The organism is Candidatus Wallbacteria bacterium, assembly GCA_028687545.1.
Classification (GTDB): domain Bacteria; phylum Muiribacteriota; class JAQTZZ01; order JAQTZZ01; family JAQTZZ01; genus JAQTZZ01.
On record JAQTZZ010000058.1, the window covers coordinates 1 to 25280 of the forward strand.

The following is a 25280-nucleotide window of genomic DNA, read 5'->3' on the forward strand; positions in this document are numbered from 1 at the left end:
ATTGGTGGGGTTATGCAAGAAATCACGATGTTTGCTTTCCCGGCCTGGGAAAAATACACAAATGAATATCCTCAGCTCATATCTTATGGCATTTCTACGGTTGAAATCCAGACCAACGGAATCAAGTACATGGTGGATCTGCTGGAAGCTTCTTTGCTGAAACCTACTGATATGGAGATCGACAGACGCAAGAAGGTCCTGGATTTTTCCACCGGTTATTATTACTACAATGTGCCTGACGGGGCTTATTATGCGAAGCCCATGCTGCCTCCTGACACTATTGATTCGGGTGAAGTGATTTTTAAGATTTCCGGTGAAGCATCAGTGAAAGCATGCTCAGGAATATTTTTTGTCAATTATGACGTGGCATTCAAGTATTACCCGTATTATCACGCTAAATTCCAGTGGCTTGTGAAATCCGAAAATTCCAGCGGGGATTACAGGTGCACAATCGACAACGGCCATGCTCTGATTTTCACTTCTACCGGACTGCCGTTCACTCCTACAAATGCCGGTACGATCCTGGCAGTAAATAATTACACCGGACTGTATCCTATTCCACAATACAGCTATCTGGAAGTGTTCAGGCTGCCTTCGCTTCCCCCGTGCATACGCGGCAGCCGCCGCACCAGGGGCTGGGATACTCCTAATGTATTTAAACTGGCCCAAAGGTCAGACCCGAATATCACACCTGTGAACATTGATTTTTCTCCAGGCTTTCCGGAAAATCCGGTAATCCCCAAGACTGAGTTCGCACGGTTGTATGATGATACCGTCCACAATGACCATGTCTTAGGAGATCAGGTGCAGATGGCCGAACGGGTCTGCTGGGAAGCGCATGTCACTACACTGGACCTGCTATCCAAGCAAATGTGGGTGCCTTTGAATGCATTAATTTATGATGTAGATAATCCCTCAAACCCGCAATCACTGTTGAATATACTTGGAACCACTAAATTCGTAGTGGATGACGTCAGATTCCCGTCCCTGGATGATGCTTCAAGCCCTTCGAATTTCTATGGCGGCAGCGCTATAACTTTCATGAGTTACTTTCCCATGCTGGATGTTGACGGCTGCGGAACAGTCTCCCAGAGAGACAGGGACCGCTATCTGAACATCACTGGAGAAAAACATTATTGGGACTTTTAGTAGATGTTACAAAGCCCGAGCTTCGCGAGGGATTTGTTACAGCTACTTATCCCCGGAGCCTTGCGCAGGGGACTAACCTAATGAATCTATTTTCAAAACCTTGGATATATCCCCTCCTTCTTTCCCCGCTCCTGATTTTTCCGTTCACAGAAGACATGTTTGTTTTTCCGAAGCGCGTTTTCTGCTGCATCTTTATTTCCATCACTCTGATCAGCATGCTGATGAAAAATTTCCGGAAAACAGAAATAGTCCTGCATTATGACCCGAGGGTTCTGAGTTGTCTTCTGATTTTTGTCTTAGTGCTGATTTACGGGATCATGATCAGCAGGATGGTCAACAGCGTGGAAACTGCGGCAGTCCTGATCCCCTGGCTTTTATTGTTCCTCTGCCTGCATGTTTCCGGGTGGGAGATCCAAGCTGAGGTGGTTTTTTTCAGGATCGCCGCTCTGGTCAGCCTTGCGGCCTGCTGCTATGGGATTCTGCAGAATCTGGGATTTGACTGGTTTCCAGTCGATTTTCCTGACTATCTGACTGAAAAACGGATCTTCTCCACTCTAGGCAACAAGAACTTTCTCAGTAGTTTTTTGAGCATGAATCTGTTCACCTTTTTTTACCTCAAGGGCAGATGGAAAATGCTGATTATTATCCCTCTCTGCTCGATTTCCTGGTGGCTGTGCAGGGAAGCCATGCTGATGGCAGTGATAGAACTCACGGCAGCGCCTTTTTTCTTCGGCTTTTATGATAAAAAACGACTGGCAGGGATTGCGCTTTTTTTTCTGATCCTCTGGTCCGGGATTCTGAGCTATAGATACGGTCAGGCAAGGCAATTGCAGACTCCGGTCCAGGAAGGGCGCTATACCACCAGTTATCAGCAGAGACTTCTGATCTGGGAGTCGGGCTTTGAAATGCTTAAACAGCACCCGTTCGGGGTCGGTCTGTCCAATTTCAGGAATTTCTATTTTGTCTTTCAGGGAAAACTTGCCTCAAGGAACAGGGCTTTCGCCCCTTATGTCTGCAATGCCGAATATGCTCACAATGAGTATCTTCAGGCCCTCTGTGAATTCGGCGTGATCCCGGGCCTGCTCCTGATCATCTGCCTGCTGTATCCGGGCTACCTGCTGTGGATCCGGGGTTCGCCGCTGTTTCTCCCTGTAGCAGCGCTGGCTGCAGCTGCAATTTTATCTTTCCCGATTCATCTACCAGCCACTGGCGCTTATTTTTTAATCTATGCCGGGCTTGGGCTTTCCAGCCAGAGTCGTGAGTTCAGGCTGAATCTTAATCCACAGCTTAAATTGCTGGCCGCGATCTTGATCTTCTACCTTTCCTTTCTGATACTGTTTCAGACAACCCAGCTCGTTTCCGGCATCTACCTGAAAAAAGCCCTGGCAGGGGAAGAGAAATGCTTCAGGAAGGCATACAACTGCTTTCCAGGAGATGAGAGGCTCAACTATGAAATAGGAATGTATTTCATGCAACGAAGCAGGTTCAGGGAAGCTATTCCTTTTTTTTCCTATTCAGCCAGGCTTTCCTACGAACCATCCAGGATTTTTGAGCTGGGACTGGCTTACTACCAGCTGGGGGAAAAGAAAATAGCGGAAATAAATTTTTCCAGGGTGCTGGAACTTGATCCATATCATTATTATGCACATCAATACCTGGGGTCTATAATGGAGGAGGCAGGTGACTCGGAGGGTGCTGCCCGGGAATTCGGATTCTGCGGTGAAATCATCCGGGAAAAACTATGGAGATTTTAGAATACTGACGATAGGAAGGGACCTGGAGATAGGATGGAAAAATGTTTCTGGATTTTCAATAAGCCCGCCAATTGCAGCTCCTTCAGAAAAAGAGGCAAGGATGATGTATTTAACTATCTGCCTCGAGGCAAGGACCTGCGGCTGATCGACGGACTGGATTTCAGAAGTCAGGGATTGATCATTGTCACTACTGACGCGGAATTTTCCAGTGCCTGCAGGAGAAATCCGCTTCCCAAAGTTTACAGGATGGAATGCAAATCCAGAGACTTTGATTTCGAACGTCTGAAATCCAGGGAAAAAGGCCTGCTGCTGGAAGGAAAGCTGTATCCATTCGAAGTCAAACTGTTTGGAAAAGCAGAACGGCATTTTAACCTTGAATTCAAAATTACCAGAGAACCATACGGTTTTCTGCGCAGACTCGCTCTGATCTTCAAGATCAAGCCGCTCAGGATCGAACGGACGTCGCTCGGGTTGTTCCACCTTGGCCGGCTGGCACCGGGCACCTTCAGACCCATGAGCATCAAAGAAATCGGGATGGCAGAGGAAATGCTTAAATGATCATCAAAAAAAAAATTTCAGACGCTGTCTTGTTAATGCAAAACCTGGCTGAATTTGAGACGATCAGTCTCGGGATCTGGGTAAAATGTGGAAGCATCTTTGAGAACAACAAGCTCAACGGTATTTCACATTTTATCGAACACATGGTCTTCAAAGGCACCGGAAACAGAAGCGCACGTGACATCGCAGAAGAGCTGGACCTGATCGGCGGCCAGGTAAACGCTTTTTCTGCCAAGGAGTATACCTGCTTCTATGGCAGAGTCACCACCAGGAATCTGGAGCAGGCAGTCGATATCCTTTTCGACATTGTCTTGAATCCAGCTTTTAAGGAAGAGGATTTTGTCAAAGAAAAGAATGTGATCCTGGAAGAAATCAAGATGTACGAAGATACTCCGGATGAAATAATCCATGACTTGCTGCCGCTGCACATCTTCCATGACTCCAGCTTGAAACTCCCCATTCTGGGTTCTCCGGACAGCCTGTCCGGCATTACCCTTGCAGATCTGGAAAATTACTATCGCAAAAATTATGTAAGCTCCAACATGATCATCTCAGTCTGCGGGAAAATAAACTGCGATCAGATTGAGTCACTGATCAGACCGAGAATTGAAGCTGCAGCAGGAAAAATCAGAAAGCGGACTCCAGGCAAAGGCGGGGGAAGTTTCTGCAATGGAGCCTGGCACAAGGAAAAAAACATTGAACAATGCCACCTCCTGATCGGATTTCCCGGAATTTCACAACTCGACAGAAGACTTTACAGCCTGAATCTCCTGAACAACGTACTGGACGGGAGCATGAGTTCGAGAATTTTCCAGAAAATAAGGGAGGACATGGGCCAGGCCTATTCCACATATTCTTACCTGCTGAATTACATGAATCAGGGACTTTACGCGATCTATGCTGCCTGCGACCCTAAAAACATTCCTGCTGTCACTGAATCCATCTGGAATGAAATCAATAAGCTGAAAAAAGAGGGAATCACGGACAGGGAACTCCAGATTTCTAAAAATCAGTATATCAGCAGCCTGTATCTGTCGATGGAAAGTACATACAACAGGATGCTGAGGATGGCGAAATACGAATTTTATTACAGCCGGAACATCCCATTGTCGGAAGTCGTAAGCCGGATTGAGGAAATCGACCGTGACGATCTTCTGAAGGCTGCTGATGACATACTTTCTGAGGAAAAGTCTTTTATGGTGACTGTTGGAGCAAAAAGCGGAGGATAAGATGAGTTTGCAGACGAGGATCAGCTCTCTCCAGAAAATCGTGCGGGAAAACGGATACGATGGTTTTCTGATTTATTCGCCGGAAAACCTCTTTTACCTGACTTCCTTTTACGCTACCGAATATGGATATTTACTGGTCACTGAGAAAAAAGTGTTTCTGCTGACTAATTTCATTTATAAAGAGCAGGCCCTGGACTGTTTTAAGAAAATCAAGGGTGAAATCGTAGACTGCAAAGGTAAATGCATTGAATTTCTGAGGGAGAATCTGAAAAAAAACGGTAAATATTACATTGAAGGCGTAATTCCTCATTATATTTACAAAAGTCTAAGCAGTGAACTGATAGGGATCAAACTGGATTCCAACGTCGAGATCCTGAAAAAAATGAGAATGATCAAGGAAAAAGATGAGATCAAATCAATTACTGAAGCCATTGAACTGACGGAGAAAGGCTTTGATTACATCAGAAAAGTGATTAAACCGGGACTCAGCGAACTTGAAATCAAAGCTGAACTGGAGTATTTCCTCGCCAGGCACGGGGCCGAGAAAATGTCTTTTGACAGCATCATAGCTGCAGGGAAGAATTCTGCTTATCCTCATGCCAAGACCGGAAACGGCAAAGTCAAAAAAGGTGATTTCCTGAAAATGGATTTCGGTATTTTCCAGGGGCATTACTGCTCAGACATGACACGTACAGTCGGCATCGGAAGCTTAAACCGGAAACAGCTGGAAATCTATCATGTCGTGCTGGAAGCCCAGCTTGCTGCCATGGACGGAATCAGACCGGGCATGAAGGGCAGGGAAGCCCACGAGCTTGCCGGTAATGTGATCGCCAGAGCCGGTTACGGGGATTACTTCGGCCATGGACTTGGTCATGGAGTTGGACTGGAAGTACATGAAGGACCAAGACTGTCTGCCATGTCCGAAGATGAACTTAAACCTGGGATGGTGGTGACTGTGGAACCGGGAATTTATCTGCCCGGGCTGGGTGGAGTGAGAATCGAAGACATTGTCGTGATTGAAAAAAAAGGCTGCCGCAGTTTGAATCATGCCTGCAAGGAACTTGTCCTGCTATAAGGAGGTATCTCATGAAAAAGCATCTGCTGGTTTACCTGCTTCTTACAAGCTGGCTGTATTGCTTTGCCGATTCCATTCTCAGTTTCGATCTTCCAAAGGATTATATTGACAAGAGAGACAGGAAAAAACTGCTGCTTTCGATCAAAATCCCCGCTGAACTCAATTCTGACCAGGAAGCTGTCACCAAGAAAAAAATCGACACTTCTTATGTCGAACTTGCCCCCTGGACTCCCAATACGAAACCCCTGGACTATGAAAAATTGAATCTCCTGGCTTCCAAAGGCCTGATCACAGGCACCTCGGATTATCTGCTGAAGGCAGGCCGGATCAAAAACAGGTATGACATCTGCAACATGCTTTCCTGCATCTATCATATTCTTTTCAGGCGCGACAAGGAAGATCTGATCGAGATGGGAGTGAACAAGGATGATATCTTTTTTGTGGAAGCCATGTTCAACCAGTTCAGCGAAGAGCTGAAATCCTACTCCGAAATAGATCAGAACGCCATCAAGGAAAGGCTGAAGCTTCTGAAGAAACAGCTTAAAGGCGGCCGGGGTGAGGTACGCGTGGTAGAGGTTCAGGAAGAGGACGACGGATCGACACTGCTGTACCTGACTCTGCAGGAAGACAAAGAAAAGGTGAAATAGGGGTAACTTACCAACATACAAACATCTAAACCTACCAACTTCAAGGGATGGAAGAGCGACAAAAGTGAGCATCGATTGAAGCAACACGACCGGCTGACCATTGCTGATGTATTGCGATTTCGCTTGCCAATTTCCATTGGCTGGACTATAATATGTTTAAGAATATAAGTGGTGGGGATTATGAAAACATTAACAGTGGTCTTGCTCCTGATCTGTATCTCATCAGCCTTCGCCGATTATCAGAAAGCACAATCTCTCTATCAGGACTCCATTAAAATGCTGGAAGCCGGTGATGTTGCCAAAGCCTTTGACACGTATCAGGCGGCGGTTTCCTGCGATAATTCAATACTCACCCTGAAAAACCAGGTGCTGGCGGAATTCCAGCTCAAAAAAATGGAAAAGGAAACTTCGCTGATCAACCTGGCCAAGGCGTATTTTATCTGCGGTAATTATCTCAAGACTTCAGGTTTTGTCAAGAAAATATTCATCCTTTTCCCATCCACTTCAAAAGAATACTGGGAAGCTTCCGCGCTGCAGGATCAGGTTAACAGGATCGAACGTGACCAGATCCAGGAAAAACCCGGGGAAGCTCGTGAAAAATACGTTAAAAACTCAGAAGTGGAATTCGCCAAGGAAAACAAACAGGAATTCTTCCGCTCCAGCTCAAAGGAGAGGGGCAGCAATAAGGATAGAAGCTCTTCCAGAGAGAACTATTCCAGCAACAACTGACAATTTGGCTCTGCAAAACAAATACCCTTACATTGCGTGAGGGTATTTTTATTTTCTGTTAGAAATCTGAGTTACGCGAGGATTTCGTTACATTTTTTGATTTTTTTAATCGAAAAGTCATCGATGCTATGATAAAATTCTCTTCTGACAGAGATTATTAAACATAAGGAGCAGCCCATGCCCCAGGATTATGAAGTCATTGCCCAGCTGATCAAGACATCCAGGAAAAAGACCCCGGTCAAAGTATATCTGAGCGGGAAATTGTCCGGAATCGACTGGAAAAACAGCTTTTTCGGGAACGATGATTTTGGAATTTACATCGGCGAATGGCAGGAATTTTCAGAAATACTGTCAGCAAATGCTCAGAAAATCAAGCATTACTGCCTGGAGAACAGCTGCCGCAACTCGGCGCTGCCGATCGCTGACTATAAAGCTTACGAAGCCAGGATCGAACCAGGAGCGATTATCAGGGACGGGGTGAAGATCGGAAAGAATGCCGTAGTCCTGATGGGAGCAGTGATCAACATCGGAGCCGAGATCGGCGAGCGGACCATGATCGACATGAACTGCGTGATCGGCGCCAGAGCCATCATCGGAACTGACACACACATCGGGGCTGGAGCAGTAATTGCAGGAGTGCTGGAGCCGCCTTCCGCGGACCCGGTCAGGATCGGAAATCATGTACTGGTCGGGGCAAACGCAGTGGTACTGGAAGGAGTGATCGTAGGCAGCCATTCAGTGATCGGAGCCGGCAGTGTTGTCACAAAAGACATTCCTGATTATTCCGTAGCCATTGGTTCTCCGGCGCGGGTCGTGAAGAAAGTCGACGATGCTGTCAAGGATAAGACCAGGCTGCTGGCCGAACTGAGAGAACTCTGATGATGCTGCACACCTATAACTATCTTCCGCTCACTGTCCATAAGGCAAACGGATCATATCTCCATACTGAAAGCGGGGATATTTTTTTCGACACATTCAGCGGACTTGGCGTGAATCTGCTCGGATTTTCCGATCCGGAACTCAACATGGTCCTCGCAGAAACTGCCAAACGATACCTTCATCTTTCAAATTATTTTCTCAGCCCTGAAACCGAGAGATTAGCATCAAAACTTACGGCCCTGACCGGTGCGGGTGGAGTTTTTTTTGCCAATTCCGGCGCTGAAGCCATAGAAGCTGCATTGAAGATAGTCAGGAAACACTGGGGCGGTAAACGGAAGAAGATCTTTACCATGGAAGGAAATTTTCACGGCCGCACTATGGGAGCCTTGTCACTCTGCACCAGAAAGCGGATCAGGGATTCTTTTGAACCGCTTTATCCGGCTGAAATTATTCCTCTGTCCAAATTCGAGGCTCTGGATTCTCTGCTCGGTTCAGATACAGCAGCAATTTTCCTGGAACCGCTTCAGGGAGAGGGTGGAATACACGAAATCTCTGAGAAGACCTGGACAGATCTTTGCGATTTGAGAAGAAAACACGGATTTCTGATCGTTGTAGACGAGGTGCAGAGCGGAATGTTCCGCACCGGGAACTTTTTATGCTGCAATAAATGGAAAACCCATGCCGATCTGATTACGCTCGGAAAAGGACTGGGTGGTGGTCTGCCACTCTCTGCCTGCCTTGTGCGGCAGGGACTGGAAACCATTTTTCAACCCGGGGATCATGGCAGCACCTTCGGAGGTAACCCTGCGGCCTGCGCTCTTGGATCCAAGGTGCTGGAAATCATTGTCCGCGACAAGCTGGACCGGCGGGTGAGCCGGCTGGGAAAGATCTTTACTGATAAATTGAACTCCTGCCGTGAACGGCACCCGGACTTAGTCCTTGAGGTGAGGGGGAAAGGATTCATGCTGGGAGTCGAGCTTACCAATGAAAAGCTCGCAACCTATCTTAAAGAAGCTTTTTTCCAGCGCAAGATCCTGGTCAACATCACTTCAGACAAAGTCTGGAGGTTGTTGCCCAACTTCCGGATCACGGAAAAACAGATCGAATGGCTGAGCGAGTGTTTCGAGGAAATCCTGTCTGCCTATCAGAAAGCATGATAAGGATTGAAACATAGGACTGCCACAATCACAACTATCAGAGGCGATTTATGAAAGTGATCATCCCTGTTGCCGGAGTCGGAACCAGACTGGCACCTTTTACTTATACGCTGCCTAAAGTGCTGCTGCCTGTCGCAGGCAAGCCGATGCTTGGCCATACCCTGGACAAACTGAAAGAGCTGCGTGACGTCAGCGAGGTGATTTTCATCATCGGCCATCTGGGAGAACTGATCAGGGAATATGTCAGGGACAATTATAATTTTAAAGCCAGCTATATAGAACAGACCGAGCGGCTGGGTCTAGGCCACGCCATCCACCTGGCGAGGGAAATCTGCCTCCTGAATCCCGAACCTGTGCTGATCGTTCTTGGAGACACTCTTTTTGAGATCAAAGGGCGGATCGAGATGGACCCCCAGGCAGACGGGCTGATCGCAGTCAAATCAGTGGACGACCCGAAACGATTCGGGATCGCCGAAGTGGAGGGCGATCTGATCACCCGCCTGGTGGAAAAGCCTGAACAGCCGAAATCCAATCTGGCGATAATCGGTGTCTATTATTTCAAGAACACGGTTCTGCTCTTTGAATGTCTTGACGAGATCATCAGAAAAAATATCCGTACCAAAAATGAATTCCAGATCACTGACGCGATGCAGCTCATGCTGGACAAACATGCCAGACTCAAGGCGATCGAGATTGAGGCATGGTATGATTGCGGAAAAACCGAGACTCTGCTGTCAACCAACAGGGAACTGCTGCGCCAATCCGGCAGCGTCAACCATGGGAAAGTCGTCAATTCAGTGATTATTCCGCCTGTCAACATCGACGAACAGACTGAGATTGAAAATTCAGTGATCGGACCATATGTATCTGTAACCGGAGCGAAAATCAAAAATTCGGTGATCCGCGACAGCATCATCAACCGCGACTCCACGATCGAGAACACGATCTTCTCAGGTTCTCTTGTCGGGCAGGGCGCTTCAATCATCGAGAATTTCAAGCAGTTCAACATAGGCGATTCGTCACAATACATCACAACCGGCAGTGAGATAAAGTAAGCATAAGATGGGGTCTGGCCGATCCCGCAAAGCCAAACCCAACTCCGGCCTGACCCCATCTAAAGCGAAAACCAAAACTCATATCTGACGAGATACTCTTGATTTATCCATCCCAGAGAGAATTCAACTGGTAGAGGACATTTGGGATACGATAGCCGTAAAAGCTGATTCGATCGAATTAACTGAAAAAGAGAAGAAGATAATTGATGCAATTTGATTTCACATAGATTAAAGTTTAGTATTGATTAGTAAGGACTGAAAATGGATATTGAGGGAATATGAACTGGCGTGATCGCATTTCCGCCGAACAGGATGTCTGCCACGGCAAAGCCTGCATAAAAGGAACGAGAATCCCTGTTTCAGTGATTCTCGACAATCTGGCTGCTGGTCTGAAGGACGAGGAAATTCTGCAGAGCTATCCGTCTCTAAAGCCGGAAGACATTAGAGCTGCAGTTTCTTATGCGGCAGAACTTTCCCGTGAAACTCTGATTCTCCTTTCCGCATGATCATGAAATTCAAGATTGACGAAAACCTGCCGGTCGAAATCGCAGATCTGCTGATTGAGGCTGGTCATGACGCTGAAACAGTCCCCAGTGAACAACTTCAGGGCATCTCTGATTCGAACCTTCTTAAAATATGTTCCGGGGAAAATCGTGCACTGCTGACTTTGGACACAGATTTTGGAAACACAGCGAAAACTTGACGTATTTATGTAAGTAAATTTACATAGAAGTATGAGAATCGAGCAGATCCAGAATAATCTGCGGAACAACCGTTATTATCTGTCTTTGCACGCTGACGATGAAAGGCAGAATGAAAATTTAAAGTTCAAATCTCCTTTTGAAAGAGGTAGTAAATGATTAAAAAATGCTCTTTCTGCGGTAACAAGAATCTACGCCAAAAAGATGTTCAGTATATTTTCAGACGAGAAGGGAAAATGCTTCTTGTAAACGATGTCCCCTGCATTGAATGTGAATTTTGTGGGGAGCGATATTTTGCAGGTGAAATCTTGAAAAAGATCGAGCTTGATTTTGCGGAAATCTATCATAACGGGAAAAAGACAACTAAAACTATTAAAGTGCCGGTGGAATCATTTGTTGGGATCAGAAAAAAGCCTTAGTTTTCAATAATTATTGATGATTGTGTCATGCTGATCGGAGAAGGCCAGGCCGGGAAAATCGAGGATTTCAACTTTGCCTACCAGGCGCAGCAGAAAAACGACGAGGAACACTGTATTTTCGAATTCGAAGCGAGTGATTTACCGGGAAATCTGAGCAAAACAAGTAGGCTGGGGTAGAGGAGTGTGTAAATAGACTTGTTAGAAAATATGAATCACAGAGGTAAAAAAATAAAATGGCAACGAAAAAAAGCGGGCTGATCCCTCAGGAGATTATTGAAAGCAAAATTCTTTTGATCAATGGCGAGAAAGTAATGCTTGATTCTGATCTTGCAGAACTTTATGGAGTTGAAGCCAAATACCTAAAAAGACAGGTGCGCCGGAATGCGGACCGCTTTCCAAAGGATTTTATGATCAAATTGTCAAAGAAAGAGGCTGACTCTTTAAGGAGCCATTTTGGCACCTTAAAAAGAGGGAAACATTCAAAATATTTACCATTTGCATTTACCGAGCAGGGCATTGCCATGCTTTCAAGCGTCCTCAACAGCGAAAGAGCCGTGAAAGTCAATATTGAGATAATCAGGGCTTTTGTCAGGCTCAGGCGGATTCTCAGCTCCAATGCAGAGCTCACCCGCAAACTGGAAGAAATGGAGAAAAAATACGACGCCCAGTTCAAAATCGTCTTTGACGCGATCCGCCAGATTCTTACCACACCGGAAAAACCCAAAAGGCAGATCGGTTTCAAAGGCAGACTATAAGATGAAGCCCGCGACGTGTCTCCATCGGTTAGCGTTCAACTTCAAGTCCCTGGTTTAAGGCCTTTACGACAAAAAGAACCAGGTTCTGGACAATTTCGTCATGAAGCCCTTCAAAGCCAAGGCTCCAAAAAAAAGCCGCCTCAGAAGCAATGCATTCAACCCGCAACGGCAAGGGTTTCAAGGCCTTGCCGTTGCGATTATTACTTTCCAGATGTAGAATTAAAGAGCACAAAGAAAGACCCCACCCATAATGGGTGAATGTTATCAGTAAAGAGGTATTCTCCTGGGAAAAAAATATCTTTCAAAAGAAATTGCTGTGCAAACCTGGATGACTCGTAGTTTTGAGTTTTATTTTACAGGTTACGCTTTAGCCAAAACTACTGATGTTCATAGTGACATTGGAATAAATCTCGAACCTTTCTTTTGCTCTATGGGTGTTGAGTTTTTATGCAAGGCCTTTTTCATTGCTGAGGAAAGCGAAAGTTACATACATGACAACTTTACTGAAGCAAAAAATAGAATAAATGAGATTGCAAAAAAAATGAGACATGACATTAAAGACGCGGTTGAAAAAATTGGTTTGGATAACCCAACAAGTGATATTTCACTTTTTTTAAAAAGTGAGTATAGGCCAATTAGGACTAATAAGGTTTCCCCTCAAAAAAATATTACTAGAACTGATGCGTTAAAATGCTTGGAGGATGCATACTTAAAATCAAGATTTCCCGAGCCTGTGTTAGTTTATGAAAAACACCCTACTGGAAATTGTTATTATAGCTCAATTGGGAGCTCGCAAGATTTAGTCGAATTTTCTTATGATATGGGGATAGCACTTTTATTTTTGATTAAGAAAAAGCATGAGATAATTTTGGATAAAGAAAGAGTCGACAGTAAATTATGGAACGCTAAGTATAGACAAGACTTTTGGGGATTATTTTTTCCGGGTACTACCGAAGTAGATTATTTCAAAGGAAAAAAGAGCTGATCTTGTCTAGTTTTACAGAATGAGCGATTTTGCCGGAATCGGTGGTGATTTCTTCAGGTTAAGAGTCTGCCATGGAATCACCCGATAAGCAAAATTGTTGCGCTCTCTGATGAACCGGTTTTATGATAAAATGGAAGAAAAGGCAGAGGTGATGATATGAAAATTAATTTTGTAGCCCTGGTTGTAATCCTGTTTGTCTTTCCTGCTATTTTTCAACATTGTTTTGCCGGGGAAAAAAGCACAAAAGAGGTTGTAACTAAACCATTACAGAAAATCCCGTTTGATATAGAAAATGCTTTAAAAAATGGCTATTCCAAATCAGAGATAGCCAAGTATTTGTGTCAGGAAGAGGGATTGGATTACGACAAATGCCTAGAGTACTATACGGATGGCGAATTAATAGCTGCATTGGCACAACCAACGGATTTAAGCTCCGCACTGAAAATGTTCGAGCCGGATGTCACGGCTGAAGAAATGGCAAGCGGCACATACCAATTTAAGATGGGTGAAAAGTATGCAAAAGGCGAGGGCGTTCCAAAAGATTATAAGCAGGCTATGATTTGGTACCAAAAATCCGCCGACCAAGGCTATTCCCCTGCCCAAAATTCACTTGGTTATATTTATCTTGAAGGGTTTGGTACTCCGCAAGACTATAAGCAAGCTATGCTGTGGTTCCAAAAGGCTGCTGAACAGGGGCTTTCCAGTGCTCAATATTTTCTTGGTATCATGTATGAGAAGGGATTCGGTGTTACTCAAGATATAGTGGAAGCTCATTTCTGGTTGAATATTGCTGCTGCTTCAGGACATGAGAACGCGCGAAGGGAACGAGATGTTTTAGCAGCAAAGATGACCCCAAAACAGGTTTCTGAAGCCCAGAAAATGGCTGCTGAGTGGAAGCCGAAGAAATAAATCAGATGGTGGCTCATGAAGTACAGGTATTATAACGGATCTGGCCAACAAGAGGGACCTATTGCAGAAGATGAATTCATAAAACTGTTTCTTTCTGGTTCTCTAACAGCAAACACACTTGTTTGGTAAAGCAGCTCGTCCATCATGCTTAGAGTTTAGAAGGGACCTATGATTAAAACCCGTGATATTAAAATTGGCAACGATTTTTTTGATGCAATTTCCCATCCGAAAGGATGCAGAAAATTATGGATCTATCGTGGAAATTCTAAACGTGATTATAATTTACTTCCTAATGCATTCAGAACTAATTTCCCGAAAAAGGAATCGGAAAAGTTATCAAACTTGGTAGGATTGCTTGATAATCCACCTGCCCTTGAAGATGCGATTAGCAAGCTTCGTACAACTGAAGATGTAAAGTTATTTCAGGAATGGAAAAAGCGAGCTTGTAACCATTTGAATAAAAACTATCAATCTGATCTGAATGACTGGGAACTCTTGGCTATAGCTCAGCATCATGGCCTTTACACTAGATTGTTGGATTGGACAGAAAATCCTCTTGTAGCCTTCTATTTTGCAAGCTGCTCTGACCCAGATTACGAAGGAGCGGTATGGACGTTGGGTTATGCAAGTAAATTGAACCCAGATGAATGCAGTAAAAAAGAATATTACAATTGGCATGGGATCAGAATTTTTGCACCCAATCCTTCAGATAAAAGGATATTTGCTCAGCAAGCATTATTTACAATTCACGATACCTCGATTTCAATTGATCTCGTAATGAAAATTGATGATGATACTAAAATTACAAAAGTGTTGAAAAATCTATATGGTCTCGATAGGCCTTTTATACTACAACAATATATTATCTCCAAAGCGATGAAGAAAAATATTCTACCTTTACTTGATACATGGGGCATTAATCATGAAAGGCTTTTCCCAGGGACAATTTTTGACGATAAAACAGATCCCGAATTAGTACTTATAACTCAAGAACTGACTGAGGATTATAATAAACACATTCACTCATCACCACTCAGTTCTGGAATTTCAGATTAACAATGGAGAGAAAGTGCAGCAGCTAAACAGTGGGGACATAAAAGTGTTCCGTATGGGCTTGTTGATGGTTGCGGTTGCTCTAATCGCTGTTTTCTTAATGTATTCCTATCTTTCCTCACCTGGTGAGGTTGTAGTCAGCCCAAATGGTGATGTACAAGGATTTTTGAGCAATTTACGCGTTGTCCTCCAGGGGCAACAGTTTTGGCAAGATCAGTTGTCACTGGCTAAAAAGGAGCTGCAAATGCAACGTGAGAGACCAGGGGAGCTTGCAAGGCGGCAAAAAGAAGTTGATGATGTGTCTCGTCAAATTTTCAACGGTCTTGATCAGGATGTAGAAAAACTATACCAACAACATCCTGATTTACGACCCACTACTGAAGAACAACAAGCTGAGATGAAATCTGAACAAGAAGAAAAACAGAGACAGGAAGCAACTGACGGTTTTTTTGAGCAAATTATTCTTAATAGAATTTCTGATCTTGAACATAAAATAATTCCATATTTAACGAAAAAATCAAATGAGTTACCACATTCAAAGTAGTCAATGAGATGAAGGGAAAACGAGAAAACATAAGTGTCAGGCCAACTTTTGCGGGAAAGAGTCAGGAACTAGAAAAGTATTGTAAAGTTTCACTTTGTTTATTGAAAAAAGTTTTTGAGTTACAATATGTAGGAATAGGAGTGTACCAATGTTAACCCAGATTTGCGGATTGTGTAGAAAAGATGCGGAAGTGATTAAAGATATAAAAGATAGATCAATTTCGGTTGTTTGTGAAAGATGTGGAGATTACATCGCTTCTGGGGAAGCTTGGGAAAGTTGCTTTCAATCACCAATTTTCAATTTTCACATTTTATCTTCCTATATCAAGCATCTGAAGTTAGAAGGGAAAAAGACACCTGTAATTAAAAGCATTGATTTCAATAAAAATAATAGTTCTTCAATATGGGCTCTGGCTGAAACCCATTTTCCAAAAAATATCGGTGAACAAATCAATAAATCTTTGCTGAATCTTAGGTTTCTACGCAAAAAACCAGGTGAGAGTATAAAATTCGATCCTTTCAGAGATCTGTATTTGACCTACTCAGAAAAAAAAGAAACTTCATTATGGTTAATAAAATCACTTGAGGAAAAAGGGCTAATCAAAATTATCAGTACTTACCAAATAATCGAGTTGGATCCTGTTACAAAGCAAAAATCGATTCGTTCCAACGATGGTTTAAAAATTACCATTTCGGCAGATGGCGAAGCAAGAATCGAGGAATTAGAAAGAATTGAGGATAATTCAAAAGACAAATTTATAAACAATTTGATAACTCCTTTTGCACTTAAAAAACTCTCCTTAGTAAACTATCGTTGTTTCGAATCTCTTGATCTTGACTTTGATTCTAAATTAACCGTGCTTGTGGCTGACAACGGAGGCGGAAAAACCGCTGTCCTTGATGCAATCGCGACATGCGTGTCTACGATACCTGAATTTTCCGGCATGGAATTTTCTACCGATGATGTAAGACTTCTGGATAATGGAGAAAGAGCTGATTCATCGGGCATCGAGTTTGTCGTCTGCCATGAAAAAAATGATTTCGGGATCAGGATTGTCAAACGCAATAATTATAATCCGTCAGTGACTGAGGAAATTGAGGGAATCGGTAATCTCCAAAAATGCAATTTAACTGAGATCATTAAGAACCTGGGTAGAGAATTTTTTGCGTACTATAAAACAGACAGGTCTTTTTCCCGAAAAGTGGAATTGAAGAGCAACACTCAAAGCAAAGTAGATCCTTCTTATTTAAATAAATTCATTTTTGCTTCAAACGAGAGTATTCATACGGCTTCCGAGTGGTTTTACGATACGGAAGACCGCGAAAGAAGAAAGAAAATTGAAAATCATAACGGATATGAAGATCCGACGCTCAGGACAATTAAAGCAGCTATTATTAAAGCTATGCCTGAAATAACCAAAATTGAAACAGAAATTGATCCTAAAAAATCAATCATTGTTCATTTTGAAGATGTGGGAAATAAAGCGAAATTGAGGATCGATCAACTCAGTGACGGCTTTAAAATGATTTTTTCCCTTGTGCTGGATCTGAGTCTTCGCTTGACTTTAGCCAATCCTGATAGCGATAACTCTTTGAATTGTCACGCTGTTGTGATGATCGACGAAATCGACCTGCATCTGCATCCTTCCTGGCAGCAGCGCGTGCTGACTGATCTGCAGCGGACTTTTCCGAATGTCCAGTTCATTGTCACCACACATAGCCCGCAGGTATTGTCGACAGTGCCGAAAGAATGCATCAGGATCATCAAAAGCGAGGGCGGGAAAATATCGGTTTTTGAACCATTCCGCAATACACACGGAGAAGAAAGCAAGGTCATCCTTGAAGATATTTTTGATACCAACTCAAGGCCTCCGGGTGAACCAAGGGAAATACTCGCCGAATATTTACGTTTAGTGGATCATGGAAAACACGATACAGAGGAAGCAACCAAACTTAGAAAAAAGCTTGAGGAGATTTTCGGGGAAAATTATCATCAACTCGAACTGGCTGATATTATTATCAACAGGAATTTAGCTCTCAAAAAGGCCGGTTCTAAATGAGGCATCTTGTTCACTCACCAGATGAACCTTTGGAATTGAAAGCTGCTGAAAAGGCAAACCCGAGACCAGACGATCCGGATCTGGCTTGGAAGGAGTTTGGCGGGAAAGAAGAAGTAAGAAAAAGACTTTCTGAAATTCAGATGGGATTGTGTGCTTACTGCGAGATAAGATTATCCAAGGAAATCGGATTGCACATTGATCATATCAAACCCAAAACCAGATGCCCGGAAAAAACTTTTTATTGGAGCAATTTACTGCTTTCTTGTATAGCGGCCGAGAAGTTGGAAAAACTTAAAGATAGTGATAAATGCTGTGGACATTTCAAACTTAAAGCTTGGGATGAGCAGATGCTGCTTCCGACTGATGAAGACTGCGAAAAGTTTTTTATCTATCTAAAGAGTGGAGAAATTGAGCTTGCTGATAATTTGACCCCAGATGAAAAAAAACGAGGGAAATTAGCCATTGATATTCTTAACCTCAATGGGTGTTCTCGCTTGAAAAGGGAAAGAAATGAAATTATTGAAATATTTATCAAGCAGCTTGATTCAGTAAGTGATTGCCAGAAAGCCAGAGAGATTTTTATCAATTCGGAATTATTCCCGACAAATGGGAAGTTGAAATCTTTTGTAACAGCGAAGAAACAAAGAGTTGCAGAATATCAAACCTAAGAGTCGATCCACATGGAAATCAAGGGAAATAACCCATGAAGAAAATACTTACAGTCGTCGGCGCTCGGCCGCAGTTTATCAAGTCATTCGCCATTTCGCTGCCGATCATGACTGAATTTGCGGATAGATTCAGCGAAGTGCTGGTGCATACAGGCCAGCATTATGATCATGAGCTGTCAGGCGTTTTTTTCGAGGAAATGAAGCTCCCAGAACCGAAATACAACCTGGAGATCGGCTCGAACAGCCCTGGAAAACAGGTCGGCCTGATGCTGATCGAGCTGGAAAAGGTCATGCAGGCGGAGAAACCTGATCTGGTGCTTACTTACGGTGACACCAATTCCACCATGGCCGCCGCGCTCTGCGCAGCGAAACTTTACATCCCGCTCGCTCACATTGAGGCAGGCGTGAGAAGCTTTTTCTATCAGATGCCTGAGGAAATCAACAGGATAGTGACAGACAAAGTGGCTGATTTCCTGTTTACCCCGACTGAAACAGGAGTTACCAACCTCTCCCGCGAATTCCTGCGCGGGGAGATCGTGAACAGCGGGGACGTGATGCTGGACGTGTTCCAGGGATTTTTCCAGCGCCTGAACATCGAAAAAACCGACAAAGGCTACATACTTTTCACACTGCACAGGGAAATAAACACATCCAGGGATAACCTGGAAATCATAGCCGGATTTCTTGCCCGGGTCGGGCAGAACTTGATCTGGCCCCTGCACCCCAGAGCGAAAAAATATCTCACTGAATTCGGACTGCTCCCAAAAATCACAGCAAATCCCAGGGTTTCCCTGATCGAACCTGTGAGCTACCTGGAAATGATGAAATATCTATCAGGTGCGAACCGGGTGGTCACAGATTCAGGCGGACTGGTGAAAGAAGCTTATTTCATGGGAAAACCCTGCCTGACCATGCGCGAGGAGACTGAATGGCCGGAAACCCTGGCTGGAGGCTGGAATAGCCTGGTGGGCATGGACCCGGGAAGAATCATCGACGGCCTCAAGCAGATTCCTGAAGGGAAGTGCGCGATAGGCCAGTTCGGTGACGGGCAGGCCGCGCGGAAGATTCTGGAATATCTGAACGGAAGAATCTGAGATGAAAATTTCAGTCCTGCAGATAAGAATTACTTTATTTATACTGCTCCCGGCATATCTGCTGCTTGTTGCCGGCTGCGGGCAGCCTGAAAGCGTAATACAACCTGAAAATGAGCCTCAGATGGAAGAGACGGTTGAAACGGGCCTCTCTTATGGCGACACAGTGATCCAGTCCAGCATGACAGATGCGATCAATCTGAATCCAGTCATCTGCACTGACTCCTATTCCAGAGCGATCTGCACCAAGGTATATGGCAGCCTGGTGAGATTCAATGCCAGCCTGGAAATCGAAGCATATCTTGCAGACACCTGGGAAATGACTCCTGACTGCAGGTCAGTCACTTTCCGGCTGAAGCAGGGAGTGCACTGGGAAGACGGGCCTGAGCTGACGGCAGATGATGTGAAATTCACCTATGACAAGCTCCTGGACCCTGCTGTCAAATCGCCGCGCAGGCAGAGATTTGCTTTCATCAGGACCGTAGAGATCATCGATTCCCATGAAATCAGATTCGATTTCACGATGCCATTTTCCACTGCGATCTGCCGCTTCATCATGTCGATCATGCCCAGGCATATTTTCGAACATGAGAATTTCAATGAAAACGATTACAACAATCATCCGGTCGGCATCGGGCCTTTCAAGTTCATCAGATGGGACAAGGGCGAGCAGATAGTGCTGGAAGCCAACAAGGAATGTTACTGCGGCAGGCCTTTCGTCGACAGCTATATAGTCAGGGTAGTGCCTGATCAGACAGTTCTCTTTCAATATCTTCTGAAAGGCGATCTGGATGTGACTGCCTTGAATGGCGATCAATACCTCAAGCAGGCCAGTGACCAGGAATTCACCCGCAGATTCAACATCTACCGTTACAATGCAGGAACAGGCTACTCTTTTATCGCCTACAACACCAGAAACGAAATGTTCCAGAAAGATGTACGCAAGGCTTTGTCCATGGCCATTGACGCTGATGCGATTCTGAAAGAGATTTATTACGGTCTCGGCCGGAGGGTTACCGGGCCTTTCGCCTCCTCATCCAGCGACTATGACAGTACCTTGAAGCCTCTGCCATACTCAACCATAGAGGCTGCACTGCTTCTATCTAAAAGCGGATGGGTCGATTCTGATCATGACGGCGTCCTGGAGCGGGAAGGCCGGAAATTCTCCCTCGTTTTTTCCTGTTCCGGCGGCTCCAGGATCAGCAGACTCCTTGTCGACAGAATCTGTGGCTACTGGAGAAACATCGGGATCCGGACCACTGTCGAAGTGGAGGAATGGAGCTCGCTCCTCAATCGGACTAAGACCGGAAATTTCGATGTGCTGACAATGTCCTTTGACACTGAATGCGACCCTGACCAGTCATTAATCTGGCATTCGTCCAACATCCCTGATCCGGCACACGGCAGCGAAGGGATGAATTACGCCGGATATAAGAATCCTGAAGTGGATGCCCTGTGGATGGAAGCGAGGGCTACCCTGGACAGGGAAAAGAAGACTGCCATCTATCACAGGATTCATCAGCTGATTTACGATGACCAGCCTTTCACCTTCCTGTTTTCAATTGACACGATCTACGCTGTTGACAAGAGAATCTGCGGGATCAAGCCGGCACCGGCAGGTATCTTCCATAATCTCAGTTACTGGTATGTGCCGAAAGACAGGCAGAAGCACTGACTGTCACAGAATACTCGCGCTCATTTATACTCGTTCACTGCCGCGATCGGGAAACGGCGGCCTGCTCCGAAAGATTTGGAAGTCACTTTCAGGCAGAGCGGCGCCTGCCTGCGCTTGTATTCATTTTTTTCGATGGCCTTGATCACCCAGGCTACAGTGTCAGGCGCGAAGCCCTTGCCTACGATTTCCTGATAAGACAGGTTTTCCTCAATGTAATGATGCAGGATCGCATCCAGCACGGGATATGGAGGCAGTGTATCCTGATCAGTCTGATTTGGTCTCAGTTCAGCTGAGGGCGCTTTCTCGATGGTGGCCTTCGGAATTATCTCTCTTCCGCGGTTCAGGTACTCTGCGATCCTGTAAATCATGGTTTTCGGTACGTCAGCGATCACAGCCAGGCCTCCGTTCATGTCGCCGTACAATGTGCAGTAGCCGACCGCCATTTCGCTCTTGTTGCCTGTGGAAAGCAGGATGGAATTGAATTTGTTGGAAAAAGCCATCAAAAAATTTCCCCTGATCCTGGCCTGCAGGTTTTCTTCAGTCAAATCCGGCTGCATGTTTCTGAAATGGGGTGTCAATATCTCCAGGTTTTTATCGAATACAGCTTTGATCGGGATGATCTTGAATTCGATCCCGAGATTTAGAGCCAGTTTTCGTGAATCTTCGATACTTCCGGCAGAGGAGTACTGGGAAGGCATGGTGATTCCAAGCACATTTTCCGCAGAGAGCGCTTCCACAGCCAGGCAGCAGACCAGGGCTGAATCGATTCCTCCGGAGAGTCCCAGCACTGCCTTCTTGAAGCCGGTCTTGCTAAAATAATCCTTAACTCCCAGCACCAGAGCATCATGCACGGATTTAATCTGTTCCTGTGGTTCCTGCTCCTTTACAGTCCCGGGATTATCAGTGTCCAGCCGCTGAATGGATTCTTCAAAACAGGGAAGCTGCAGCCTTGATTTCCCTGCACTATCGATGAACATGCTGCCGCCGTCAAAGATCAGTTCATCGTTGCCTCCGACCTGATTGACATAGATAAAAGGGACTCTGTGCCTGGCGGCATGCTCGGAAAACAGCTGGAATCTCACTTTCTCTTTACCTGAAGTAAAGGGAGAACTGGCGATATTGATGAGAAGGTCAGCCTTCATGGCTGCAAGCTGCACAGGGTCGACATCATAGATTTTCTTGTTGAACAATCCCGCGGAATGGAACCAGGCGTCTTCGCAGATTGTGATGCCGAGAGATGTACCTCTGAAATTGAAGTTGTCATAGCACCGATTCTGATCAAAATACCGGGTTTCATCGAAAACATCATAATTCGGGAGCAGGGTCTTGGCCTGAGTAAATACGGTTTTCCCCTGATAGATGAGAAGAGCTGAATTGTATAATCCTTTTCCTGAACTCATGCCCGTTGGAATCGGCGCGCCGACCAGCAAGCCGCATTCAGGATGTCCGGCACTCTCTTTTTCAAGCCTGGCAATTGCTCCCAGCACGTTATTGATCACCCAGGGCCGTTCCAGAATATCCTTGGGAGGATAACCGGTCAGGCTGAGTTCAGGAAATATCACCAGTTCGCAGCCGGATGAGGCAACTGATCGGAAAACAGCGGCGATTTTGTCTGCATTGGCAGTAATCGCGCCGACTGTGGGGTTGATCTGGGCTAAAGAAATAATCATATTTCTTATTCCTACGAAATCAGGGCATCCGCGAGGGATGCCCCTACACATTATTTTTTATTTACCAGGGCATTGCGCCACTATGTTAGGGAGAATTCCTGACCTTCCGTAAGCTTTGTCGAAATTTTCGGAAAATTCCAGGGCCAGTTTCCGAGCCCGCTCTTCATAAGCTGCAGGTTCCTTCCAGGTATTGCGCGGTGACAGCACTTCAGCCGGCACTCCAGGGCAGGCTGTAGGCACAGCCAGATGGAAAAGCCGGTCTTCCAGAAAGCTGCAGTTTCGCATCTCGCCCTTAAGGATTGCGCGGATGATGGAACGGGTCAGGTTGATGTCCATCCGTTTGCCGATCCCGTATGGGCCGCCGCTCCAGCCGGTGTTGACCAGATAGACATCAGTCTGGTACTTGTCCATTTTTTCACCAAGCAGCTTCATATAGTCACCAGGGTTTCTGGGCATGAAAGGACCGCCGAAAAAGCGGGAAAAAGTGGTGGTCGGCTCAGTGACTCCTGTTTCAGTTCCAGCCAGCTTGCTGGTATATCCAAGCAGAAACCAGAGCATGGCCCGTTCGCGGGTGAGTCTGGCTACAGGCGGCAATACTCCGTTGGCGTCTGCGGCAAGGAAGATGATGTTCTGAGGGTGGCCGGCCCTGGACGAAGGTTCGATGTTTTTAAGGAATGTCAGCGGGTAAGAGCCGCGGGAGTTTTCAGTCAGGCGGCTGTCATTGAGGTCAAAGCGGCCATCCGGATAAAGCAGGGCGTTCTCGATGATCGCTCCATGCCTCAGATAGCTTGCTTTGTGAAAACAGGCATTGAAAATTTCAGGTTCCTTTTTGGGGTTGAGGTTGATCAGCTTGGCATAACAGCCCCATTCGAAATTGGCGATGCCTGTATCGTTCCAGCCATGTTCGTCATCTCCAATCAGGAGCAGTTCAGGGTCCGCTGACAGAGTGGTCTTGCCCGTGCCGGAAAGACCCAAAAACAGGGCTACGTTATTTCCGTCCTTGCTTACATTGGCTGAGCAGTGCAGTGGTAAAATGCCATGCTTCGGAAGCAGATAATTCATTACTGTGAACATCAGCTTTTTCACACTGCCGCAATACGATGATCCGTAGATTATTCCGAGCATATTTTCGAAATCAACCGCAATCGCCAGATCCGAAGCCCTGCCGTCGGCCAATTTGCGTAACTTTCCTGTGTACTGCGTACTGTCCAACTTGTCCTTTGGGACAACTAGAATGTGGAACGGAGTTCCGGCAAAAACACTCTTGCCGGCATCCTGTGCAGGACGGAACATGTTGTCTGTAAAAAGGGAGGTCAGTGCAAGGGACGAGATCGTGACAACAGGCAGAGAATAACTTGAGTCAGCACCAAGGGATCGTTCTGTAAGATAGAGTTTCTCCTTGCCCGATAAGGTTCTGACCGCATCATCGAACAGCTGGGCAAAGGCATCAGGTGAAAGTGGAATATTATTGGCGGATGTCCAGTCGATTTCATGTTCATAAGAAGGCCGTTTCACGATGTAGGTGTCTTTAGGACTTCTGCCGGTAGATTCAGGTGGTGTCCAGGTAGCCAGAGCTCCGTTAGCCGATTTGACGGCTTCCAGATTTAAAACAGCTTCGCGGATCATCTGCTTGCGGTCCGGATTTCGATTCAGATTGGCTCCGTTGAGCATTCTTTTGAGTTTCTCGGAAAAAATCATTTGCACCCCCAGGGAGAATTTGACTTTTTAACAGAGGAGATAAGAACTAATTTTAATGCGCTGAGCAGGTTTTGGCAAGCGGCAGATGTAAAACTTGTTTTACAGTAAGAAAATGATAGAGCCGAGCTTTTTCGATGAATTTATTTGATCCAGACCAGCTTATTGCATATAATGAAAGAATTCTGCTTGCGTTATCTTTGAAATTCGGGATATTTTTCTAAAACGGGAGGAACTAATGAGACTGACTATGCTGATGTTGATCCTGGCAATTATAATCGCCGGCTGCGGTGGTCCCCCGGAAGCGGTAAAAAAAGGACCGGTGGAGATAATTTTCTGGCACGGTATGGGTGGCCCGCTTGGAGATGCCCTGAAAGAGATGATAAATCAATTCAACCGCGCCAATCCTGAGATAGTGGTGAAAGAAGTCCATATGGGGCAATATGACACCCTGCAGCAGAAAATCATCGCTTCCCTGGTAGCCGGTACCAGTCCGGACCTCGCCCAGTGTTATGAAGCTCTAACCATGAAACTGATCAGCGCCGGCAAAATCATCCCCTTGAACCAGTTCATCGATCAGCAGCTCGATTTCAGGAAAGAAGACATTTTCCCTTCTTTTCTTGCCAACAACACTTACGACGGTGTGATTTATTCCATGCCTTTCAACAAGAGCACTCCTGTCATGTACTACAACAAGGATCTGTTTCGAAAATACGGGCTTGACCCTGAAAAACCACCTGCAACCTGGGACGAACTCTTTGAAGCTTCGAAGAAACTTACCGTGGATACCAATGGTGACGGCAAGCCGGATCAGTGGGGGCAGG

27 protein-coding genes are annotated in these 25280 nt (G+C 45.4%); 25 read left to right on the forward strand and 2 right to left on the reverse strand.

Features of this window, described 5'->3' with window-relative positions:
- Positions 1–12 precede the first annotated feature (12 nt).
- The 24 genes from PHW04_16490 (at position 13) to PHW04_16605 (ending at position 21091) form a co-directional block, all read left to right on the forward strand.
- Positions 13–1149: a hypothetical protein gene (locus PHW04_16490; GenBank protein ID MDD2717490.1), complete on the forward strand. Its 1137-nt coding sequence runs from the start codon at positions 13–15 to the stop codon at positions 1147–1149.
- 155 nt (positions 1150–1304) lie between these two features.
- On the forward strand, positions 1305–2903 hold the full coding sequence (locus PHW04_16495) for an O-antigen ligase family protein (protein ID MDD2717491.1): 1599 nt from the start codon (positions 1305–1307) through the stop codon (positions 2901–2903).
- Positions 2904–2936: 33 nt separating this feature from the next.
- Positions 2937–3461, forward strand: coding sequence for a hypothetical protein (locus tag PHW04_16500; protein ID MDD2717492.1), 525 nt, complete (start codon positions 2937–2939; stop codon positions 3459–3461).
- The gene (locus PHW04_16505; GenBank protein MDD2717493.1) at positions 3458–4690 is read left to right on the forward strand and encodes a pitrilysin family protein; all 1233 of its coding nucleotides are present in this window, start codon (positions 3458–3460) and stop codon (positions 4688–4690) included. The genes PHW04_16500 and PHW04_16505 overlap by 4 nt, the downstream gene beginning before the upstream one ends.
- A 1-nt stretch (position 4691) precedes the next feature.
- Positions 4692–5765 carry an aminopeptidase P family protein gene (locus PHW04_16510; protein ID MDD2717494.1) on the forward strand — a complete coding sequence of 358 codons (1074 nt, stop codon included), beginning with the start codon at positions 4692–4694 and terminating at the stop codon, positions 5763–5765.
- Between the two features lie 11 nt (positions 5766–5776).
- Complete coding sequence (locus PHW04_16515; GenBank protein MDD2717495.1) at positions 5777–6412, forward strand: hypothetical protein; 636 nt, start codon at positions 5777–5779, stop codon at positions 6410–6412.
- 180 nt (positions 6413–6592) lie between these two features.
- Positions 6593–7141: a hypothetical protein gene (locus tag PHW04_16520; GenBank protein ID MDD2717496.1), complete on the forward strand. Its 549-nt coding sequence runs from the start codon at positions 6593–6595 to the stop codon at positions 7139–7141.
- Between the two features lie 177 nt (positions 7142–7318).
- Positions 7319–8020: a 2,3,4,5-tetrahydropyridine-2,6-dicarboxylate N-acetyltransferase gene (gene dapD, locus PHW04_16525; GenBank protein ID MDD2717497.1), complete on the forward strand. Its 702-nt coding sequence runs from the start codon at positions 7319–7321 to the stop codon at positions 8018–8020.
- Complete coding sequence (locus tag PHW04_16530; protein MDD2717498.1) at positions 8020–9177, forward strand: aminotransferase class III-fold pyridoxal phosphate-dependent enzyme; 1158 nt, start codon at positions 8020–8022, stop codon at positions 9175–9177. Before dapD ends, PHW04_16530 begins: the two co-directional genes overlap by 1 nt.
- Positions 9178–9227: 50 nt before the next feature.
- Positions 9228–10232 carry a sugar phosphate nucleotidyltransferase gene (locus PHW04_16535; protein ID MDD2717499.1) on the forward strand — a complete coding sequence of 335 codons (1005 nt, stop codon included), beginning with the start codon at positions 9228–9230 and terminating at the stop codon, positions 10230–10232.
- Positions 10233–10341: 109 nt separating this feature from the next.
- A complete protein-coding gene (locus PHW04_16540) occupies positions 10342–10449 on the forward strand; it encodes an addiction module protein (GenBank protein MDD2717500.1) in 108 nt (35 codons plus the stop codon).
- 61 nt (positions 10450–10510) lie between these two features.
- Positions 10511–10738 (forward strand): DUF433 domain-containing protein, encoded by a 228-nt coding sequence (locus PHW04_16545; protein MDD2717501.1) that lies wholly within the window; start codon positions 10511–10513, stop codon positions 10736–10738.
- The gene (locus PHW04_16550; GenBank protein ID MDD2717502.1) at positions 10735–10935 is read left to right on the forward strand and encodes a DUF5615 family PIN-like protein; all 201 of its coding nucleotides are present in this window, start codon (positions 10735–10737) and stop codon (positions 10933–10935) included. The genes PHW04_16545 and PHW04_16550 overlap by 4 nt, the downstream gene beginning before the upstream one ends.
- Before the next feature lie 153 nt (positions 10936–11088).
- The gene (locus PHW04_16555) at positions 11089–11352 is read left to right on the forward strand and encodes a type II toxin-antitoxin system MqsA family antitoxin (GenBank protein ID MDD2717503.1); all 264 of its coding nucleotides are present in this window, start codon (positions 11089–11091) and stop codon (positions 11350–11352) included.
- Positions 11353–11379: 27 nt separating this feature from the next.
- Positions 11380–11529 carry a hypothetical protein gene (locus PHW04_16560; protein MDD2717504.1) on the forward strand — a complete coding sequence of 50 codons (150 nt, stop codon included), beginning with the start codon at positions 11380–11382 and terminating at the stop codon, positions 11527–11529.
- Positions 11530–11585: 56 nt separating this feature from the next.
- Positions 11586–12107 carry an ORF6N domain-containing protein gene (locus PHW04_16565; protein ID MDD2717505.1) on the forward strand — a complete coding sequence of 174 codons (522 nt, stop codon included), beginning with the start codon at positions 11586–11588 and terminating at the stop codon, positions 12105–12107.
- A 328-nt stretch (positions 12108–12435) separates the two neighbouring features.
- A complete protein-coding gene (locus PHW04_16570; GenBank protein MDD2717506.1) occupies positions 12436–13092 on the forward strand; it encodes a hypothetical protein in 657 nt (218 codons plus the stop codon).
- Between the two features lie 156 nt (positions 13093–13248).
- A complete protein-coding gene (locus PHW04_16575; protein MDD2717507.1) occupies positions 13249–14001 on the forward strand; it encodes a tetratricopeptide repeat protein in 753 nt (250 codons plus the stop codon).
- Positions 14002–14169: 168 nt separating this feature from the next.
- Positions 14170–15057, forward strand: coding sequence for an FRG domain-containing protein (locus tag PHW04_16580; GenBank protein MDD2717508.1), 888 nt, complete (start codon positions 14170–14172; stop codon positions 15055–15057).
- Positions 15058–15070: 13 nt separating this feature from the next.
- Entirely contained in the window at positions 15071–15598 is a 528-nt protein-coding gene (locus tag PHW04_16585; GenBank protein ID MDD2717509.1) for a hypothetical protein, read from the forward strand.
- Positions 15599–15746: 148 nt separating this feature from the next.
- On the forward strand, positions 15747–17657 hold the full coding sequence (locus PHW04_16590; protein ID MDD2717510.1) for an AAA family ATPase: 1911 nt from the start codon (positions 15747–15749) through the stop codon (positions 17655–17657).
- 35 nt (positions 17658–17692) lie between these two features.
- Entirely contained in the window at positions 17693–18325 is a 633-nt protein-coding gene (locus PHW04_16595) for a TIGR02646 family protein (protein MDD2717511.1), read from the forward strand.
- Between the two features lie 35 nt (positions 18326–18360).
- Positions 18361–19419 (forward strand): UDP-N-acetylglucosamine 2-epimerase (non-hydrolyzing), encoded by a 1059-nt coding sequence (gene wecB / locus PHW04_16600; GenBank protein MDD2717512.1) that lies wholly within the window; start codon positions 18361–18363, stop codon positions 19417–19419.
- 1 nt (position 19420) lies between these two features.
- Positions 19421–21091: an ABC transporter substrate-binding protein gene (locus tag PHW04_16605; GenBank protein MDD2717513.1), complete on the forward strand. Its 1671-nt coding sequence runs from the start codon at positions 19421–19423 to the stop codon at positions 21089–21091.
- A 20-nt stretch (positions 21092–21111) separates the two neighbouring features.
- On the opposite strand, the gene PHW04_16610 is transcribed toward PHW04_16605, so the two are convergent.
- Both PHW04_16610 and PHW04_16615 read right to left on the reverse strand, forming a co-directional pair.
- On the reverse strand, positions 21112–22761 hold the full coding sequence (locus tag PHW04_16610; protein MDD2717514.1) for an NAD+ synthase: 1650 nt from the start codon (positions 22759–22761) through the stop codon (positions 21112–21114).
- A 57-nt stretch (positions 22762–22818) separates the two neighbouring features.
- Positions 22819–24459 carry a phosphoenolpyruvate carboxykinase (ATP) gene (locus PHW04_16615; GenBank protein ID MDD2717515.1) on the reverse strand — a complete coding sequence of 547 codons (1641 nt, stop codon included), beginning with the start codon at positions 24457–24459 and terminating at the stop codon, positions 22819–22821.
- 235 nt (positions 24460–24694) lie between these two features.
- On the opposite strand from PHW04_16615, the gene PHW04_16620 reads away from it, so the two are divergent.
- A partial coding sequence (locus PHW04_16620) for an extracellular solute-binding protein (protein MDD2717516.1) occupies positions 24695–25280 on the forward strand: 586 nt, incomplete at its 3' end.

Excerpts from the sequence above, each read along its gene's own strand:
- PHW04_16490 (MDD2717490.1), top strand. The coding sequence starts at position 13 with ATGCAAGAAATCACGATGTTTGCTTTCCCGGCCTGGGAAAAATACACA.
- PHW04_16610 (MDD2717514.1), bottom strand. The coding sequence starts at position 22,761 with ATGATTATTTCTTTAGCCCAGATCAACCCCACAGTCGGCGCGATTACT.
- PHW04_16495 (MDD2717491.1), top strand. The coding sequence starts at position 1,305 with ATGTTTGTTTTTCCGAAGCGCGTTTTCTGCTGCATCTTTATTTCCATC.
- PHW04_16570 (MDD2717506.1), top strand. The coding sequence starts at position 12,436 with ATGACTCGTAGTTTTGAGTTTTATTTTACAGGTTACGCTTTAGCCAAA.
- PHW04_16605 (MDD2717513.1), top strand. The coding sequence starts at position 19,421 with ATGAAAATTTCAGTCCTGCAGATAAGAATTACTTTATTTATACTGCTC.
- PHW04_16500 (MDD2717492.1), top strand. The coding sequence starts at position 2,937 with ATGGAAAAATGTTTCTGGATTTTCAATAAGCCCGCCAATTGCAGCTCC.
- PHW04_16555 (MDD2717503.1), top strand. The coding sequence starts at position 11,089 with ATGATTAAAAAATGCTCTTTCTGCGGTAACAAGAATCTACGCCAAAAA.
- PHW04_16560 (MDD2717504.1), top strand. The coding sequence starts at position 11,380 with ATGCTGATCGGAGAAGGCCAGGCCGGGAAAATCGAGGATTTCAACTTT.
- PHW04_16535 (MDD2717499.1), top strand. The coding sequence starts at position 9,228 with ATGAAAGTGATCATCCCTGTTGCCGGAGTCGGAACCAGACTGGCACCT.
- PHW04_16590 (MDD2717510.1), top strand. The coding sequence starts at position 15,747 with ATGTTAACCCAGATTTGCGGATTGTGTAGAAAAGATGCGGAAGTGATT.
- dapD (MDD2717497.1), top strand. The coding sequence starts at position 7,319 with ATGCCCCAGGATTATGAAGTCATTGCCCAGCTGATCAAGACATCCAGG.
- PHW04_16505 (MDD2717493.1), top strand. The coding sequence starts at position 3,458 with ATGATCATCAAAAAAAAAATTTCAGACGCTGTCTTGTTAATGCAAAAC.
- PHW04_16520 (MDD2717496.1), top strand. The coding sequence starts at position 6,593 with ATGAAAACATTAACAGTGGTCTTGCTCCTGATCTGTATCTCATCAGCC.
- PHW04_16515 (MDD2717495.1), top strand. The coding sequence starts at position 5,777 with ATGAAAAAGCATCTGCTGGTTTACCTGCTTCTTACAAGCTGGCTGTAT.
- PHW04_16510 (MDD2717494.1), top strand. The coding sequence starts at position 4,692 with ATGAGTTTGCAGACGAGGATCAGCTCTCTCCAGAAAATCGTGCGGGAA.
- PHW04_16550 (MDD2717502.1), top strand. The coding sequence starts at position 10,735 with ATGATCATGAAATTCAAGATTGACGAAAACCTGCCGGTCGAAATCGCA.
- PHW04_16580 (MDD2717508.1), top strand. The coding sequence starts at position 14,170 with ATGATTAAAACCCGTGATATTAAAATTGGCAACGATTTTTTTGATGCA.
- wecB (MDD2717512.1), top strand. The coding sequence starts at position 18,361 with ATGAAGAAAATACTTACAGTCGTCGGCGCTCGGCCGCAGTTTATCAAG.
- PHW04_16565 (MDD2717505.1), top strand. The coding sequence starts at position 11,586 with ATGGCAACGAAAAAAAGCGGGCTGATCCCTCAGGAGATTATTGAAAGC.
- PHW04_16545 (MDD2717501.1), top strand. The coding sequence starts at position 10,511 with ATGAACTGGCGTGATCGCATTTCCGCCGAACAGGATGTCTGCCACGGC.
- PHW04_16615 (MDD2717515.1), bottom strand. The coding sequence starts at position 24,459 with ATGATTTTTTCCGAGAAACTCAAAAGAATGCTCAACGGAGCCAATCTG.
- PHW04_16575 (MDD2717507.1), top strand. The coding sequence starts at position 13,249 with ATGAAAATTAATTTTGTAGCCCTGGTTGTAATCCTGTTTGTCTTTCCT.
- PHW04_16530 (MDD2717498.1), top strand. The coding sequence starts at position 8,020 with ATGATGCTGCACACCTATAACTATCTTCCGCTCACTGTCCATAAGGCA.